General features: G+C 36.6%; 17 protein-coding genes and 1 pseudogene. 5 read left to right on the top strand and 13 right to left on the bottom strand.

Going from position 1 to position 16,025, the window contains the following annotated elements; all coding sequences use genetic code 11:
- Positions 1 to 226: 226 nt before the first annotated feature.
- The 4 genes and pseudogenes from ABEA36_RS11100 to ABEA36_RS11085 all read right to left on the bottom strand — a co-directional run bounded on the left by ABEA36_RS11100 (position 227) and on the right by ABEA36_RS11085 (position 2,560).
- A pseudogene (locus ABEA36_RS11100) lies at positions 227 to 436 on the bottom strand (helix-turn-helix domain-containing protein).
- A gap of 73 nt (positions 437 to 509) precedes the next feature.
- Positions 510 to 1,358 carry an IS3 family transposase gene (locus tag ABEA36_RS11095; RefSeq protein WP_345492503.1) on the bottom strand — a complete coding sequence of 283 codons (849 nt, stop codon included), beginning with the start codon at positions 1,356 to 1,358 and terminating at the stop codon, positions 510 to 512.
- Positions 1,355 to 1,654 carry a transposase gene (locus ABEA36_RS11090; protein ID WP_345492146.1) on the bottom strand — a complete coding sequence of 100 codons (300 nt, stop codon included), beginning with the start codon at positions 1,652 to 1,654 and terminating at the stop codon, positions 1,355 to 1,357. Before ABEA36_RS11090 ends, ABEA36_RS11095 begins: the two co-directional genes overlap by 4 nt.
- 342 nt (positions 1,655 to 1,996) lie before the next feature.
- A complete protein-coding gene (locus ABEA36_RS11085) occupies positions 1,997 to 2,560 on the bottom strand; it encodes a TetR/AcrR family transcriptional regulator (RefSeq protein WP_345492144.1) in 564 nt (187 codons plus the stop codon).
- 186 nt (positions 2,561 to 2,746) lie between these two features.
- Here ABEA36_RS11085 and ABEA36_RS11080 point away from each other — a divergent pair, with 186 nt between their 5' ends.
- The 4 genes from ABEA36_RS11080 to ABEA36_RS11065 all read left to right on the top strand — a co-directional run bounded on the left by ABEA36_RS11080 (position 2,747) and on the right by ABEA36_RS11065 (position 8,287).
- Positions 2,747 to 3,937, top strand: coding sequence for an efflux RND transporter periplasmic adaptor subunit (locus ABEA36_RS11080; RefSeq protein WP_345492142.1), 1,191 nt, complete (start codon positions 2,747 to 2,749; stop codon positions 3,935 to 3,937).
- Between the two features lie 13 nt (positions 3,938 to 3,950).
- Positions 3,951 to 7,088, top strand: coding sequence for a multidrug efflux RND transporter permease subunit (locus ABEA36_RS11075; RefSeq protein ID WP_345492140.1), 3,138 nt, complete (start codon positions 3,951 to 3,953; stop codon positions 7,086 to 7,088).
- Between the two features lie 4 nt (positions 7,089 to 7,092).
- Positions 7,093 to 7,443: a helix-turn-helix domain-containing protein gene (locus ABEA36_RS11070; protein ID WP_345492137.1), complete on the top strand. Its 351-nt coding sequence runs from the start codon at positions 7,093 to 7,095 to the stop codon at positions 7,441 to 7,443.
- 100 nt (positions 7,444 to 7,543) lie between these two features.
- Positions 7,544 to 8,287: a MipA/OmpV family protein gene (locus tag ABEA36_RS11065; RefSeq protein ID WP_345492134.1), complete on the top strand. Its 744-nt coding sequence runs from the start codon at positions 7,544 to 7,546 to the stop codon at positions 8,285 to 8,287.
- Between the two features lie 700 nt (positions 8,288 to 8,987).
- On the opposite strand, the gene ABEA36_RS13290 is transcribed toward ABEA36_RS11065, so the two are convergent.
- The 3 genes from ABEA36_RS13290 to ABEA36_RS11055 are packed head-to-tail and all read right to left on the bottom strand — an operon-like array spanning position 8,988 to position 10,134.
- Entirely contained in the window at positions 8,988 to 9,086 is a 99-nt protein-coding gene (locus ABEA36_RS13290; RefSeq protein WP_486348661.1) for an IS3 family transposase, read from the bottom strand.
- Positions 9,083 to 9,826 carry an IS3 family transposase gene (locus ABEA36_RS11060; protein WP_345492501.1) on the bottom strand — a complete coding sequence of 248 codons (744 nt, stop codon included), beginning with the start codon at positions 9,824 to 9,826 and terminating at the stop codon, positions 9,083 to 9,085. Before ABEA36_RS11060 ends, ABEA36_RS13290 begins: the two co-directional genes overlap by 4 nt.
- Positions 9,827 to 9,840: 14 nt before the next feature.
- The gene (locus ABEA36_RS11055) at positions 9,841 to 10,134 is read right to left on the bottom strand and encodes a transposase (RefSeq protein WP_345492132.1); all 294 of its coding nucleotides are present in this window, start codon (positions 10,132 to 10,134) and stop codon (positions 9,841 to 9,843) included.
- Positions 10,135 to 10,216: 82 nt separating this feature from the next.
- Between ABEA36_RS11055 and ABEA36_RS11050 the strand changes: the two genes are divergently transcribed.
- Positions 10,217 to 11,350: a hypothetical protein gene (locus tag ABEA36_RS11050; RefSeq protein ID WP_345492130.1), complete on the top strand. Its 1,134-nt coding sequence runs from the start codon at positions 10,217 to 10,219 to the stop codon at positions 11,348 to 11,350.
- 555 nt (positions 11,351 to 11,905) lie between these two features.
- On the opposite strand, the gene ABEA36_RS11045 is transcribed toward ABEA36_RS11050, so the two are convergent.
- From ABEA36_RS11045 to ABEA36_RS11020, 6 genes are read right to left on the bottom strand one after another with little or no spacing between them, the layout of a single operon-like run.
- Positions 11,906 to 12,382, bottom strand: coding sequence for a hypothetical protein (locus ABEA36_RS11045; protein ID WP_345492127.1), 477 nt, complete (start codon positions 12,380 to 12,382; stop codon positions 11,906 to 11,908).
- The gene (locus ABEA36_RS11040) at positions 12,382 to 13,092 is read right to left on the bottom strand and encodes a DUF3800 domain-containing protein (RefSeq protein ID WP_345492125.1); all 711 of its coding nucleotides are present in this window, start codon (positions 13,090 to 13,092) and stop codon (positions 12,382 to 12,384) included. The genes ABEA36_RS11045 and ABEA36_RS11040 overlap by 1 nt, the downstream gene beginning before the upstream one ends.
- Before the next feature lie 4 nt (positions 13,093 to 13,096).
- Positions 13,097 to 14,116, bottom strand: a complete 1,020-nt coding sequence (locus ABEA36_RS11035; protein ID WP_345492123.1) for a phage integrase — start codon at positions 14,114 to 14,116, stop codon at positions 13,097 to 13,099.
- Positions 14,117 to 14,166: 50 nt separating this feature from the next.
- Positions 14,167 to 14,598, bottom strand: a complete 432-nt coding sequence (locus ABEA36_RS11030; protein WP_345492121.1) for a hypothetical protein — start codon at positions 14,596 to 14,598, stop codon at positions 14,167 to 14,169.
- Between the two features lies 1 nt (position 14,599).
- On the bottom strand, positions 14,600 to 14,926 hold the full coding sequence (locus ABEA36_RS11025) for an STAS-like domain-containing protein (RefSeq protein WP_345492119.1): 327 nt from the start codon (positions 14,924 to 14,926) through the stop codon (positions 14,600 to 14,602).
- Positions 14,923 to 16,020, bottom strand: coding sequence for a hypothetical protein (locus ABEA36_RS11020; protein ID WP_345492117.1), 1,098 nt, complete (start codon positions 16,018 to 16,020; stop codon positions 14,923 to 14,925). Before ABEA36_RS11020 ends, ABEA36_RS11025 begins: the two co-directional genes overlap by 4 nt.
- Positions 16,021 to 16,025 lie beyond the last annotated feature (5 nt).

Below are 16,025 nucleotides of genomic sequence, written 5' to 3'. Positions count from 1 at the left end.
GAGTATTGATTCTATTGGTGGCAATAATCTAAAGCGTACTAAATTGAGTGATATTCCTCAACTTGGTGGATTATCAGTTTATGCTGGCAAGAATGAAATGGATGAAGCTGTTTCTTATTTAGTTTGGGATATCGAATCATCAAATTATTAGTAATCAAAGAGTAATGATCTTTAACGACAAAAAAGACTCTGTATAAGATATTGAGTCTTTTTTCATTTGAATAGATTATTCCTTATTTATATACTCTAAAATATCTCTAGGTTGACAATCTAGGTATTGGAAGATAGCCTCAAGGGTTGCTAGCCTAAATCCTTTAACGTCTCCTTGTTTAAGTTATGATAGGTTCTGCTCCGTAATGCCTATCGCAGCCGATAAGTCTTTTGATTTTACGTTGTGTTTGGCTAGCACCACATCGAAATTAATAATTATAGGCATGTTTTGTGACTCCTTTTAAACAAATTGAGCGTTTCCTTCTGCTTGTAACGGTCAAGAAAAATTGGAGACACTCTTAGGCAGTTTTTAGTAAATTATGTTCAAATTCTGCTGGTGAAATAAATCCCAGTTTATAATGTCTTCGTTTTTGATTATAAATGGGTTCGATGTAATTAATAATATCCTCTATAGCTTGCTCTCTGGTTACATAATCTCGATAGTTAATCCGCTCTGATTTTAATGACCTAAAAAATCGTTCGGTAACGGCATTGTCTAAACAATTTCCGGCTCTACTCATGCTAAAAGTAATTTGATGGTGTGTTAATATTTGCTGAAACTGTTCACTACGATATTGAACGCCCTGATCGCAATGAAATAAATTAGGGCATAATCCTTTTCGTCGTTGTATCGCCATATTTAATGCTTTAACCGTAAGGTTACTATTAGGCTTATCAGAAAAAGCCCATCCAACGATACGTCTGGAGCATAAATCCATGACAACAGCCAGATAGAGCCAACCTTGTCTCGTTCGAATATAAGTAATATCACCAGACCAATAGCGGTTAATCGTTGCTGGATTAAATTGTCGATTTAAATGATTGGATGCCAATATCGACGATTTACCACCACGAGGATAAGAATGTTGTTTAGGTCTTTTAGCAACGAGGCCTAATTTCTTCATTAAGCGTCTAACCTTATCTAAAACAAGCTTAAACCCTCTTTTAACCAGTTCAACTAACATTCGTCTTTTTCCGTATATGCCATCCATTTCGTTGTGAATTGATTTCATGGCAATTTCAAGTCTAGCATTGATTAATTTAAATGCACGATGCTTGATTCGATAATAAAAAGTACTTGGCGATAATAATAAACACCGACAGATTTGAGCTGTTTCATTTCCAGCCTTCTTCAACATTAACGCTATTTGTTGCCGCTTGTCATTTCCATTGCGAAGAAGGCTGAAGCTTTTTTTAATAACTGATTATCACTTTGTAATTGTTTAACTTGTTTCTCTAGTGCTTGTATTCGTTTTTGCTCAGGTGTTAACGCACTATTTTTAGGGGTAATGCCTTGACGCTCTTTTCTGTATTGAGTTACCCAACGCTGGATTGATGAAATGCTAACACCCATTGTTTTTGCGGCCTCTTTATGTGCATTACTATAATTGAGGACGAGCTCTGCACATTCTCGCTTAAATTCACTACTTAATTGTCTTGTCATGGGATAATCTCCTTAGGTGATGGTTTATCATACCGCTAAGAATGTCTACAAGAAAAGTATACCGTTACAACTCTAATAACAGAGCTGAAATCTCACATCAACCAACGCGGATTAGAGAGAAGAAAATGCGTAAATTTAAATAATTAAAACAAGCTCAATTATTCTTATCGTGCTTTGGGAATATCTGTGTCATCATTTTAATTGTGCAAGGCATCTATTTACAGCTAAAACCTTTCGTATTTTAGCTGAACGTCGATTTAAAGAATGGGAAATTATTACCCAAGTTACGTCTAAAATTTAGAATTAGAAATCAACTGATAAATTTAGTTTCAGGCTAAAAAGTTAATTTGACAGTACCCCAACGGCAGTTCCTTGTAAAAAAGCCGTCACAATTAATGTAGATAAGCCAGCTCTAGCCACTCGTCCTCGTCCCTCTGCATCAATAAAACCAATGATAATCGATATCCAGAGTTCTGTTAGTGCTGGTGCGGTAATATCAATACGGAAGAGTCCGGCTTGTTGACCTCGCAAGAAAAAGCTATCTAAGGTCGTGGTCCAACGTTGATCTAACGCTTGGATAACTGGATTCTCTGACTGCCAATAGTGTATAAAAAAGAGAGTGAATTCACTGTGAGTAAGTAAATTATCAGCTAATCGTTTTAATGCTTCAATCGATGGATCTGCGTCTGATAGTGAGTCTTCAATTGTCTCGATTAAGACTTTTGAACTGTAATTTGTTAACCGCTCAATAAGTTCATTACGTGTTCGACAAAAACGATATAATGTAGCTTTACTCACACCGATAGCATTAGCAAGTTCATTTAAATTTGCACGAGGTTTTTCTACCATAGCCAAGGCTAGCGAGGCAAGAAAACTTTGATCTTCTGAAAAATTAGTCTGTGTCATTGCGATTCCCTAACGATAGCGTTCATTTTCACATTATGCCTACCAGAATTGTATTAATCAACATTAAATAATGTTAATAAGATTTTTTAGAATTTAAATACATTTAAATGAATCGATATTGATTCAAGTGGTATTTAAGTATATCATACGCGCTAAATTAATTTCTTTCTAACAAATGGTCTCAAAATGAAAATAGCATTTAAATACCTAAAATCATGGTCTTGGATCGTGCTTCCCTTTATCACAGCAGCAGTCCTTACAGGTTGTAATCAAGATGCTAGCGATTTATACACGGAAACGGAACAGACTCCACATGTACAAACTGTTGTGGTGAAACCTCAGCCACTTATTATGACCAGCACTTTACCGGGCAGAGTTGAACCTTTTCGCGTTGCAGAGGTAAGAGCAAGAGTTGAGGGAATTATCCTGAGTCGTGATTTTGAAGAGGGAGCTGAAGTCCAAGCAGGGCAAGCACTTTTTCATATCGATCCCAAGCCGTTGCAATACGCACTATCACGTGCACAAGGTGAATTGGCTCGAGCTGAAGCCACGTTAGTTGAGGCACAAGCATTAATCAATCGTTATCAAACTCTCGTTAAAACCAATGCGGTTAGTAAGCAAGCTTACGACAGCGCATTTGCATCATTTAAAAATGCACAAGCGGCTCGCCAATCAGCGCTTGCTGATGTTGAAATAGCTAAGCTTAATTTAGATTATTCAGTGGTGACTGCACCAATATCGGGTCGCATTGGACGCGCGCAGGTCAGCGAAGGTGCACTGGTTGGTCAAAATGAATCCACTAAACTGGCTGTGATTCAACAAATCAGTCCTATTTATGTCGATTTTAAACAGCCTGTTGCTGATGTATTGAAGCTACGTAATCAGTTAACGCAAGGTCATATCGAAAAAGAGCAGAAGATCCCACTCACTGTCAGTATTGATGGCATAGACGAGAAACAGCAAGGGCATGTGCTGTTTTCGGATATTACGGTTGAACAAACAACAGGGCAAGTCTTGCTGCGAGGTCAATTAGATAATGCCGATGGACTGTTATTACCGGGCATGTATGTCAGGGTTAATCTTGAACAAGCTGTTGACCAAAATGCCATCTTAGTTCCACAACGCGCCGTACAAATTAACAGTGACGGACAAGCCGATGTGTTGATTGTTGATCGTAATCATGTGATCGATAAAAAAACAGTTGTCACTGGCGGTATGTATGGCGCTAATTGGCATATTGTCAGTGGTTTAAGTGTGGGGGATACCGTGATTATTGGCGGTTATGCACCGATAGGCAGTCAGATTGATATTAAAAATATTACTTCAACAAACGAACCGCTTGATATCAACCAACATGATTACGTCGCTACGCACTAAGGTATAAATCACTATGTCTCGATTTTTTATTGAACGCCCTAACTTTGCTTGGGTTATTGCCATCTTTATTGCTTTATTTGGACTACTTGCTATGCGTTCGCTGGCAGTGTCACAGTACCCGAATGTAGCACCTCCACAAATCACGATTTCGGCAAGTTATCCGGGTGCGTCGGCAATACTCGTGGATAAAGCGGTCACCAGTATTATTGAGGAAGAGCTAAACGGCGCCAGTGGACTGCTCTATTTTGACTCATCCAGTAGCTCAGCAGGTTCTGCCGAAACGGTTGTCACGTTTAAACCAGGTACCGATCCTGATATGGCACAAGTGGATGTGCAAAATCGCCTTAAAAATGCCGAATCACGTCTGCCAGAGAGCGTAAGGCAGATGGGGATTAATGTTGAAAAAACTAATTCAGGTTTTTTAATGATTTATAGCCTGACTTATAAAGATAGTAACAGTAAAAAAGATGTAGTTGGACTCGCCGATTACGCTGCGCGTAATATCAACAATGAGATTCGGCGAATAACGGGTGTAGGTCGTGTGCAGATGTTTGGTTCTGAAGCGGCGATGCGAATTTGGGTCGATCCACAAAAATTAATTGGTTATGGACTGTCAGTTGCTGATATTAATCAAGCAATCAGTACACAAAACGCACAAGTACCCGCGGGTAGCTTTGGTAGCAAACCGAACAATACTGATCAAGAGCTGACTGCGGCCATTGTGGTGAAAGGCACCTTAGACACACCTGAAGAGTTTGGTCGTATTATTTTACGGGCGAATCAGGACGGCTCAACTGTGACATTATCTGATGTAGCGCGCATTGAAATTGGGCGACAAGACTATAACTTTCAGATGACGAGCAATGGTAAACCGTCAGTCGGTGTTGCTGTGCAGTTAGCACCTGGCGCAAATGCCTTACAAACCGCCGAAGCGGTTAAAAATCGGTTACAGGAGTTGTCAGCCTCTTTCCCATCTGATCTTGAGTATAGCGTGCCTTTTGATACCTCACTTTTTGTCGATGCTGCAATTGGTAAAGTGATTCACACGCTTGGCGAAGCGATGATCTTAGTCTTTTTGGTGATGTTTTTATTTCTGCAAAATGTTCGTTATACCTTGATCCCAACCATTGTCGTGCCAGTCTGTCTGCTTGGCACATTATCGGTAATGAGTTTACTGGGGTTCTCGGTCAATATGATGACCATGTTTGGTATGGTACTAGCGATTGGGATCTTGGTTGATGACGCTATTGTCGTGGTTGAAAATGTTGAACGGATTATGGCGCACGAAGGTCTATCACCTAAAAAAGCGACGATAAAAGCCATGCAGCAAGTCTCTAGCGCGATCGTTGGGATCACGCTTGTTTTATCGGCGGTCTTTTTACCGTTAGCTTTTATGAGTGGTTCGGTTGGCGTGATCTATCAGCAGTTCTCATTATCACTCTCCATCTCTATTCTGTTTTCTGGCTTTTTGGCGTTAACATTAACGCCTGCCTTATGCGCCACTTTGCTCAAAGCGATTCCACAAGGTCATCATGCCGAAAAGAGAGGCTTTTTCGGCTGGTTTAATCGCTATTTTAATCTGTTAACCAAACGCTTTACCTATTTTAACTCGCGTTTAATTAAGCGAACAGGGCGCTATATGGTGATTTATGCGGTGATTGTGGCAGGACTTGCTATGGTTTACAAACAGCTCCCTGAATCCTTTGTACCCATCGAAGATCAAGGCTATTACATTGTTAATGTACAGTTACCACCCGCAGCAACTTATCAACGTGCAACCACCCAAGTTAAAAGCATTGATAATGCGATTCTTGCGCGTCCAGCGACGCAGTCCACCACGTTTATTATGGGTTACAGTTTTGCGGGCAATGGTGAAAATGCCGCGCTGGGTTTTGTGGTCTTAAAAGATTGGAAAAAACGAGCAGCAGATCAAAGCGCATTTGATGAAGTGATGGCGTTAAGTGAAAGCCTATCACAACTCAATGATGGCAACGCCTTAGCGATAGAACCACCACCCATTGATGGATTAGGTAACTCTGGTGGCTTTTCACTTCGATTAATCGATCGTGGCGGTGTCGGTCGCCAAGTGTTAACACGGGCTCGCGATCAGTTACTTGAAGCCGCTAATCAATCCCCCGTTATTGCTTATGCCATTATGGAAGGACTCGAAGATGCACCACAGTGGCGGTTAGATATTGATCGCCAAAAAGCGGAGTCATTAGGCGTGACGTTTGATGTGATTAACACTGCGCTGGCAAGTAGCTATGGATCGGCAATGATTAATGATTTTTCGAATGTTGGGCGAATGCAGCGCGTGATCGTGCAGGCGGACTCTAAAGATCGCATGACGCCCGATAGCATACTGAAACTACAAGTCCCCAATACATATGGTGAACTGGTGCCCATTGCCTCATTTGCAAAACCTCATTGGGAAAAGGGTGCCGTTCAGGTAACGCGCTATAACGGTTATCCCGCTTTTCGAATTTCGGGTGATGCGTTTTGGGGATACAGCACAGGTCAAGCCATGGCAGAGATGGAAAAGTTTGCAGCTAAGTTACCTAAAGGCATTGATTATGAGTGGACAGGGCTCTCGTATCAGGAAAAATTATCAGGATCACAAGCGCCGATGCTGTTTGCTCTCTCATTTATTGTGGTCTTTTTATTACTGGTTGCGTTGTACGAAAGCTGGTTAATTCCAACCACCGTTATGCTTATTGTACCGATTGGCGCATTAGGATCGGTGCTAGCAACGCTTGCAATGATGATGCCAAACGATGTCTATTTTAAAGTAGGGCTGATTACCATTATTGGACTCGCCACCAAAAACGCCATTTTAATTATCGAATTTGCCAAATCCCAATGGGAAGGTGGCATGTCGTTACAACGCGCCGCACTAAATGCCGTGTGCTTACGTTTTCGCCCGATTGTCATGACCTCGCTCGCCTTTATTTTAGGTGTGATCCCACTTGCGATTGCCAGTGGCGAAGGCGCAGAAAGTCAAAAAGCCATTGGTACAGGCGTGATTGGTGGAATGTTAACTGCAACAACCATCGGTATTATTTTTGTACCAATCTTTTTTGTCTGGATACTGTCGTTTTTTAAACCGAAAAAAAGTAAGCCCCGTTTTGCTATGAAAAATTTGGAGGAGTAACAGTATGTATCAAATCAATTTTATTTTCGATCTTGTCAAATGGATCGAATCCAATTTAGACGGATCATTACAAATTGATGATATTGCCAAAAAAGCAGGCTATTCAAAATGGCATTTACAACGGATGTTTAAAAATATGTTAGGTCAAACACTCGGAACTTATATCCGTTTTCGGCGACTGGTTGCCATTGCATTGAAGTTAAAAAACACCAACAAAGCAATTGTGAATATCGCGGTGGAATATCATTTTGAATCCCAACAATCATTAACGAGGGCGTTTAAAAAACAGTTCGGCGTTACACCAGGGTATTATCGCCGTAATAATCGATGCATAAATTTGCACATTGGCTTTTAATCCCTAAGTTTTCAATCTTAAATCATTAGGATATATAACGATTTTAAGTGGGTTAACGCCCACTTAGGAATTTCCATTATTTAATTTATTAAGGAATCTCATGAAAAAAGTACTTACCACATTATCCATCTTTTCTACATTAACTATTTCGTCGGTTGCATCGGCAAGTGACGTCTCGCTGGGCATCGCAGGCGGCTTAATTGACTCGCCCTATAAAGGCTATGGTGCTGTTTATGACGCAATTCCTTATGTTTATTATGATGATGGTCTTTTTTATGTCAATGGATTATCCGCAGGGGCTTATGCCTATAACGATAATGACCAAGCCGTCACCCTGGGAATCAACTACCTCGTCCTCCAGTTTGATCCGAAAAAATCGGATGATGAGCAGCTAAAACAACTCAAAAAACGCAATTCAACGCTGCTTGCCGAAGTCGGTTATTCGCTTTCAACTAAATGGGGAGATTTTGCGACCAAAGTCGGCGCCGATGTACTAAACGAAAGTAACAGTGTGATTGTCAATGCCAACTACAGCTATCCCATTTATGGCGAAAACTGGAGTATCACGCCAAAAATTGGCTTAAATTGGACAAACAGCAGTCACAATAACCACTATTTCGGCGTATCACACAAAGAATCAGCCCGTTCAGAACTCGCCTATCATGATGCGGACAGCGCGATTACACCGTATATTGAATTATCAGGACAATATATGTTCACCGAAAATATTAACGCATTCGTCGGCGTACGAATCGACAAACTCACAAGCGACGCAGCAAACAGCCCAATGATCGCCCACAGCACTGTCGCTTCTGTTTTTGGGGGTGTGGCTTATACATTCTAGGGTACTGTCAAATTATTAATCCAAATTATATAAACAAGATATTTTTTTTCAACGAATTATTGCTATTTAATATTTTTGGAAGGATCTTTTTTGTAAAATATGTCGTTATGCTAGAAATAATCTATCTTTTTACTCTTCATAAGGGTAACAACCTAAATTGAACCGAGTGTTACCCTCTTTTTTACCCTTTTTGCTTGTTGATGTGGGGTAATGTAGATTGACTTCGGTGGAGTTCAAAATGAGTAATAGTCGATAAATCAAGAGTTTAGTATATTACTGAAAAGCCTTTCTTCATAAGCTTTTGTAGGTTTTAATGGGTTTTAGACATAAAAAAACCTGCTAGAAGCAGGTCTTAAAATTTGGTAATTGGTGCCCGGACGCGGAATCGAATAGATAGGCTAAAGCATTGGGGTTATTGGGTCGGTGGATTTTAGGTGAGAGGATGTATCCGGGTTTGTATCCTTTAATTTTATTTCTTTTATATTTATGTTCAGTGAAGATATTTCTACTATAATTTTACTTAGGAGGTAGTTTTCTTCTGTCTTTTGATAATTTGAACCCTTCAGGTACTGGTTTAAACTTGTCCCCTTCTTCAGGCCAGCGTTTTGCTCGGCTTTGGAATGCTCGAAGTGAGTCAATATCTAAGGTAGCAGTTACAACTGATCTGCCCACATTTAAGTGGAGAGTTATTTTGAAACTATTAAATCCTCTTTTCTTCAAATTGAACGGGTGATAAATAGTTTAAATAAGAATGCTTTCTTACTCGGTTATAGTAAACCTCAATATACCACAAGATCATCGACTTGGCTTTGCCATATTTTCTAGTTTGTGTCGATAAATCCATTCTGTTTTTAATGTATGGAAAAAGCTTTCAGCCACCGCATTATCCCAACAGTTACCTTTGCGGCTCATACTACACGTTAAGCCATAAGCCGTTAATATGGCTTGATAATCCTCTGAGCAATACTGACTGCCGCGATCACTATGAACAATCACTTTACTCGGATAAGCACGATGAAGCAAAGCCATTGTTAAGGCTTGACAAACGAGGGCGCTTTCCATGCGTATATCCATCGCCCAGCCTATGATTTTACGAGAGTAGAGGTCAAGTACAATAGCGAGGTATAGCCACTGCCCGTTCACTCTAATATAGGTGATATCGCATACCCAAGCTTGATTTGGTGCATTCATTGAAAAATGCCTGTCTAAAATATTTTCAGCAACGGGTTTGTCGTGGTTACTGTCTGTTGTTTGTTTATACTTTTTGCGTTGTTTTGCCTTTAGGTGAAGTTTATTCATTCGTCGACGAACTCGTTCACGTGATAAATAATAGCCTTGCTCCAAAAGTTCGACATGTAAACGTCTATAACCGTATAGACACCGATGCTCTTCAAATAGTGCTGCAATTCTTTTGTCAAGCTGCTCATTAAACAACATCCTCTGAGACGGAGACCGTTTTAAATAGGCATAATAACCACTGCTCGACACGTCAAATAGATGAAACAAACGTTGCTTAGATAAATCGTTTTGCTTCTTAATAAATTCGTACCTTGCTATTTCAGGCTTGCAAAGTACTGAGCGGCCTTTTTTAGAATTTCGATCTCCTTTTTGCGTAGCTCAAGCTCTTTTTTCATCGCTTCATTTTGACGCTCGAGTTCTTGATAGTCTGGTTTTTTATTTGATTTTATCGCTTGATGGGTAGGTTTATTCATCGTTTGATATATCCAATTACAAAATGTTTTGTAATTTATACCTAAATCATTCGCTGTTTGTCGATAAGTTTGTTCGTTATTTAGTGCTAAATTAACCGCTTCTTGTTTAAATTTTGGATCGTATTTTTTGTTCATATGAGACTCCTTTTTGTTGTTAAAAAGTCTCCACTAAACTAAGAGCAGATCACATCCTTATGCTAAACAAAAAAAGTTGTGCTTGATTCATTATATAAACTGGGAACGTAATCGTGTTAAAGCGTCTGATTTCATCGAAAAAAAATGTCAGTTTTGTAACAGGGCAGTGCTTAAAACAAATAATAAATTCTTTTGTAGCAATCAATGTTTCCACTTAAGCAATTTTCTAAAAAAAGAAGAGTGGCAAGAGATAAATTCACTATTTAGGCAATATCCTGATTACTTAGAGCAAATTGAACAATTAAGCGATATAACCGAAATTTATTTTTCAATAGAAAAACAGGTTGTAACAAACAAACTAATCAATAGTGGTTTTTTTAAACATGATTACTGGATTTTAAATACAAAATCATATTGTTTATCTTTAAATCCATTGTTTTCATCTACAGATATGATTTTAGAAAAACATGACTATAAAATATTAAAAATACCGTCGGCAATATTATTCAAAATGAGTAACAATATCATAAAAAATAAAGCTGATAAAAAAAGTAATTTTGAAATTGATGAAGTTCTACGAAAACGATTTTCTTCAACAGAAAGAATCAATTTTTATAATAATCTCAAAGAAACATATAAAGAAAAGACCTCTGCTTATATTGAGGAAATAGGAAATAAAATTATTGATAATATTTATGAAAAGCGGGTTTCCTCATATGGAAGTTACAGGTTTGATAACTATCCTATTTATAATTTATTGATAAAAAATATATCAACATCTATCGATTATCGTGCTTCTTATTCTAAATTAGAAAGCTATAAAGAAAACATTAATTTAGGGGGAAATATTGAACGGTATTTTTGTTTCTTTGAACTATTAGCTATTACTGTGTTCCACGCTTTAATAACGGAAGATCAACAAGATGTGATAAAAGAAATAATAGATACAACTGATAAATTCTTCCTAGACCTTCCCCCACCTAAAAAGTGGGAGCATATCAATAAAACTACAGATTTCATTTTCAATGAGATAATAAAATACATTAATCACCATTTTGACATGATACTGAATATGGAAACTTGTGATACAGATATCAATTTTTGGCAATTTTATAGCTCATTTTATTATCCCTGTAAAAATAAAATAATTAATTCAGTTGAAGAGTTAAATAACAATCTTCAAAAAACTAATTTGTATGATAATTTATTCAGATAAAATTGATATTCTCACTAGCAAATCCTGCTAACCATTGCAAACAAAGCAATTAAGACTAATTTATGGATACACGCCATTATCGAACCAAATGTACCCGCATTTGTATCCACTTTTGAACTTGATTTGGGGTAATATCTGTTGAAGTGAGTTGAGTAGTAAAACAAGGTGAAAGGCTTTCATCAAAAGGCTTTAGGCATAAAAAAACCTGCTGGAAGCAGGTCTTAAAATTTGGTGATTGGTGCCCGGACGCGGAATCGAACCACGGACACGGGGATTTTCAATCCTTTAATCGATACAATAAAAACAATAAGTTACAAATAAATCAATTAGTTAAAAAACATATAAACACACAAAAGAACATATAAAAAGATTTTTAACCGCCGTTTTACCGCCATTATGGTAACAGATTTCCTACCGAACTTATGACAAAGGTCACATATTTGTTTGTAATTATAGACTTTACACAATTATTATTGTTATAATAACGCCATCTCATCTACCATGTGTTGAAGGAGATACGGTCCCGTCCTAATATAAGGGCGAGGCCAGCCTAAATTACTTATCTTTATACTGCATCCATCTCCGATTATATTTTATTTTGCTATGTTCTTCTTTTATATAAAAAGCGGTCCATGGTAATATGTAACCTTTTTTGCGTTCCGCTAATACAACAAGGTAATTTTCATCTTCATACCATATATGAATTCTATTTTCTCCTTTTCGTAATTCTGTCCATATTTTTAAACATCCATCATTACTATTATCAATAATTGGTTTAGGATACGTAATTCGTTCGCATCTATAAGTGCAAGGTAATCGCTCTTCTTCAATGCTCCCCTCAGAGATAAGATGCCAAAATGTGGCAGATTTTCCATTATATTCGGGGTGATTTTTCAATCCTAACCGGACACCATTATATACTGGTCTATCTATAACAAAATCTTGCTCAAATACTTTATATATTGCATTAAAGTAATGATTCCAATCGTTGTAGCCATTATTAGGAATTATAGGCGGTAACCATTCAGACATTATTCATCTCCCTCTTTTTTATCCCATATTAGAAGATTAAATTTTTTTGCTTTAGGTAATGTGTTTTTTGTTAAACTTAATTGTGTACGTTGTTTTATCCTTTCAATTATTTTTACTTTGGCTTTATTATCTGCAAGCCCTCTAAATAGATAAGATAAAGCACCAATAATAAGATCTGCTATTTGTAACTGTTCAGACTCGTGGGAGTGAATTCTTTGAATTTTTTGAATAATATTATGTGAATAATCATAAGCACTATTACATAATATATTATGTAATTTTATAACTTTAGTATTGCCAGTGGTATCTTTAATATCAATATATACATTATATTTATTGCATGGTTCAAATATCATTTTCAATAATAAAAAGTACATTTTGTAATACCATTCATCATGCGTTTGATTAAATTTTTCATGGTCTAGAACATTTTTATTTGGAACCACTAAGCCCCTAAAATACAAATCATCATCGTCAAAAAAATAGTCAATAATATCCATGTATAAACGTAAATTACCTTCACTAACTTTTGTCCACTTAATTTCAAAATGAGGTGACATATTATTTCTTTGCTTTATCTCTCTAATTCGCTTAGATATTTCCTCTCTTTTCGAGAATGGACACCATACCGAACCTAATACCATTGCCGTTTGGTTATCATGTTCTAAATGACATGATTCATCACAATAAATATTATAAGTTTTATCCATAATGTTACCTGCTAATATTTTGTTTATTCAAAGGGTTCAACTCAATCGCTTGCTCAAAGTGATCTGGAGCAAAGTGAGCATATCTCATAGTGACTTTTATATCTTGGTGTCCGAGTATTTTTTGTAATACAAGAATATTGCCACCATTCATCATAAAATGGGCTGCAAATGTATGTCTTAGAACGTGTGTTAGTTGTCCATCAGGTAAAGAGATATTACATCGATTTAAAGCTTTTCGGAATGCACTAATATTATCGCCATCTGGGAACAGCTTACCTTGTGTTTTTGGTATTCGATCAAATAACTGTTTCGATATAGGAATTGTTCTATTTTTACGGCCTTTGGTTTTTACATAAGTAATTTTATTATCAATAGCATTTAAGCCCGTAAGGTTGTTGATTTCACCCCATCGGGCACCAGTTGACAATCCAATTTGTACTTTAAGTAAAAGATGTTCTGCCTGGCTATTAGCACATTCCTTTAAGAGATGATCTATCTGCTCGTGGGTTAGCCATGCCATCTCTGTTTCATCAAGTTTAAAGACTTTGATGTTCTCTAGTGGGTTTGGTTTATCCCATTCGCCAAGGCGTTTCAATTCATTAAAAACAGCCCTAAAATAGATTAACTCTTTATTTAAGGTGTTTAGTGATACAGTTTTCTTTTTTTCTGTCCGGAAAAATTCGCCAGACATTCTTTTTTTACGGTAATTGGTAAATGTTTTAGCAGTAAAATCATCAACTAACGGATTATTAATACACTCACAGATAAAAGTTAAAATACCCTTTACCTTTTCACCATTATCAAGCGCTTTACCATGAGAATTAAACCAAGTATCAATTAAATCAGAAATACGCCGGCGATCAATCTTTTCACCTAACCAAGGCCTTTCGTTGGTTTGTTCTTCTAAATAATTTTCATAAGCTAATGCCTCGCCTTTGGTTGCAAAAGTCTTACGAACTCTACGACCACCATCAAGGTATTTTTCAAATAACCATTTACCTGATTTTTGTTTGCGTACTGTCATTAATAATAGAAAAGGTCTCTATAACGGTAAAATAACAAAAAATAATTTAATTAATAAAAACGTTTTGTGTATAAAGCGTTCAGTTCATCCATTTTCACTATTAACTCACTAAGTGAGTTTTGTTTTATTGCTTCATTTGCATGAAATAATTTATCTGTCATTATTTGTTTAACTTCTATCAACAAATTGTCTATTTTGTTATGCATTGCGATTTTTTTCATTGTTCTCAGTTCGGAACAATGTCTTTGTATCTTTTTATAATAAGCAATCATCAAATGGTAATCTTTAATATCATTTACAGACTGTTTGGTATAAATTTCTAAAAATAGATTAAATGTTGTCTGAGTTATGCTTTCCAAAGTATCAATCATGTCATTATATGCTGCATGTCTTGCACTTCTGCAACCTAAATAATATCCTAAAGGAACTCCAATTAACGCGATAAACAATGAACATAATGAAATCCAATCAGATGTAGTCATATCATTTACCTTTTTTGTTAACGGCGATAGCTTCCGTTACATAAATGAGTAGTTCTTTCTTCAATAATGGATCTTCATCCGAGATCGCTGTATCAACAAGGTGCAAAACAATTTCTTTATCAATTCCTTTTCTTATCAAGCCTCCAAAAGCTTCTTCAAGAAAAGAAGAACCATAACCAATAGTTCCATCAAAATTGATCTGAATATTTTTACCATCCAGTTGTGGAATAAGAAAATCATCTCTAAACTCTTCGCCACTGCCCGGACCTAATTTCCTAAGTCTTGCTCCAGGGTATTTAGTAAAATCTCTAACATAAATAGTTTTCATATAGTATCCTGCAATTTGATACTCCACTGCAATAGAGTACCATTAATAGATATGGAGTTATCATAGCAAAATGATGGCGTAGATTCACCTTTATAAATCATTGTGCCTCTACTTGAGTATATTCTCAAAAGATTACCTTCAGTTTTGTCTATAAATGATTTTATGTCTCCTGTTCCTTTACCTCTATAATTTAATTCAGTTCTAGTTTCTTTTACTAACATTGAGGCCTTAATATATAAGCAATCCTTTGTTGGTGATACTAGTTGTTTTAGTTTTTTCCATATTTCCTTTAGAATTTTTTGATCTTGGGTGTACTCCAAAGTAGATGGAATTCCATGCCCACGATCATAAACAAATAATAGTAATTTACCATCCAATTTAGCTAATAACATCCACCATTTTTTATTTCTAACATCACGAGAAGACTTAATCTGTGGAATATATGCATGCTCAACAGCATTAGCAATACCTTCAATACAGCTTCTATATAATTCCTTTGTATTAATTCCCATATCATTTAATGTTTTCATCAAAGGTTCTGTTAATTGCCCATCAGCTAAATCACCAGTTACATACCTCCAACATACTACATTCTCACTTGAACAATCAGCTGAGTATTCTAGGCCAAATAATTTATAAAAACCAAGGTGACAAAAGACGGCATGAGGATCATATCGAGAGGTAATGTCTTTTATTGGCTTCCTTATTTTGATTTTTAAATTTGGATATAGTTGATACATGCTGTCAACTGATGCAATGAATAATACACAAGCATCTCCATACATCTCTTTTATATGGCTCAAGTCTAATTCAAATCTAAATTTTAACTCATTAGCTTTTTTACATAGTCTTTCAAAGTCGTTAATGAAATTAATAAATTGATTGTAATATTCACTAACTTTTAGCAACATTATCCTGGGTGCTACAATTTTAGGCATAATAACTTTTTCACGTTTTTTGGAATTAGCATAAAGTGATTTGCTTCCTATTGTGCTTAAATGCTTATCATTTTTTGACTCTTTTCTTCTATCATTACGTTTTTCGACCATCCTCAGCCAATGCTTTTTATCTTTCTTAAATACGAATTTTTTCATTAGTT

Source organism: Orbus sasakiae, from assembly GCF_039542345.1.
Classification (GTDB): Bacteria; Pseudomonadota; Gammaproteobacteria; order Enterobacterales; family Orbaceae; genus Orbus; species Orbus sasakiae.
Note: the sequence above shows the minus strand (reverse complement) of the source record. Positions and strands in the feature narration are given on the sequence as shown.

Excerpts from the sequence above, each read along its gene's own strand:
- ABEA36_RS11040 (WP_345492125.1), bottom strand. The coding sequence starts at position 13,092 with ATGGATAAAACTTATAATATTTATTGTGATGAATCATGTCATTTAGAA.
- ABEA36_RS11080 (WP_345492142.1), top strand. The coding sequence starts at position 2,747 with ATGAAAATAGCATTTAAATACCTAAAATCATGGTCTTGGATCGTGCTT.
- ABEA36_RS11085 (WP_345492144.1), bottom strand. The coding sequence starts at position 2,560 with ATGACACAGACTAATTTTTCAGAAGATCAAAGTTTTCTTGCCTCGCTA.
- ABEA36_RS11090 (WP_345492146.1), bottom strand. The coding sequence starts at position 1,654 with ATGACAAGACAATTAAGTAGTGAATTTAAGCGAGAATGTGCAGAGCTC.
- ABEA36_RS11045 (WP_345492127.1), bottom strand. The coding sequence starts at position 12,382 with ATGTCTGAATGGTTACCGCCTATAATTCCTAATAATGGCTACAACGAT.
- ABEA36_RS11025 (WP_345492119.1), bottom strand. The coding sequence starts at position 14,926 with ATGAAAACTATTTATGTTAGAGATTTTACTAAATACCCTGGAGCAAGA.
- ABEA36_RS11035 (WP_345492123.1), bottom strand. The coding sequence starts at position 14,116 with ATGACAGTACGCAAACAAAAATCAGGTAAATGGTTATTTGAAAAATAC.
- ABEA36_RS11070 (WP_345492137.1), top strand. The coding sequence starts at position 7,093 with ATGTATCAAATCAATTTTATTTTCGATCTTGTCAAATGGATCGAATCC.
- ABEA36_RS11020 (WP_345492117.1), bottom strand. The coding sequence starts at position 16,020 with ATGAAAAAATTCGTATTTAAGAAAGATAAAAAGCATTGGCTGAGGATG.
- ABEA36_RS11055 (WP_345492132.1), bottom strand. The coding sequence starts at position 10,134 with ATGAACAAAAAATACGATCCAAAATTTAAACAAGAAGCGGTTAATTTA.
- ABEA36_RS11075 (WP_345492140.1), top strand. The coding sequence starts at position 3,951 with ATGTCTCGATTTTTTATTGAACGCCCTAACTTTGCTTGGGTTATTGCC.
- ABEA36_RS13290 (WP_486348661.1), bottom strand. The coding sequence starts at position 9,086 with ATGATCTTGTGGTATATTGAGGTTTACTATAACCGAGTAAGAAAGCAT.
- ABEA36_RS11030 (WP_345492121.1), bottom strand. The coding sequence starts at position 14,598 with ATGACTACATCTGATTGGATTTCATTATGTTCATTGTTTATCGCGTTA.
- ABEA36_RS11065 (WP_345492134.1), top strand. The coding sequence starts at position 7,544 with ATGAAAAAAGTACTTACCACATTATCCATCTTTTCTACATTAACTATT.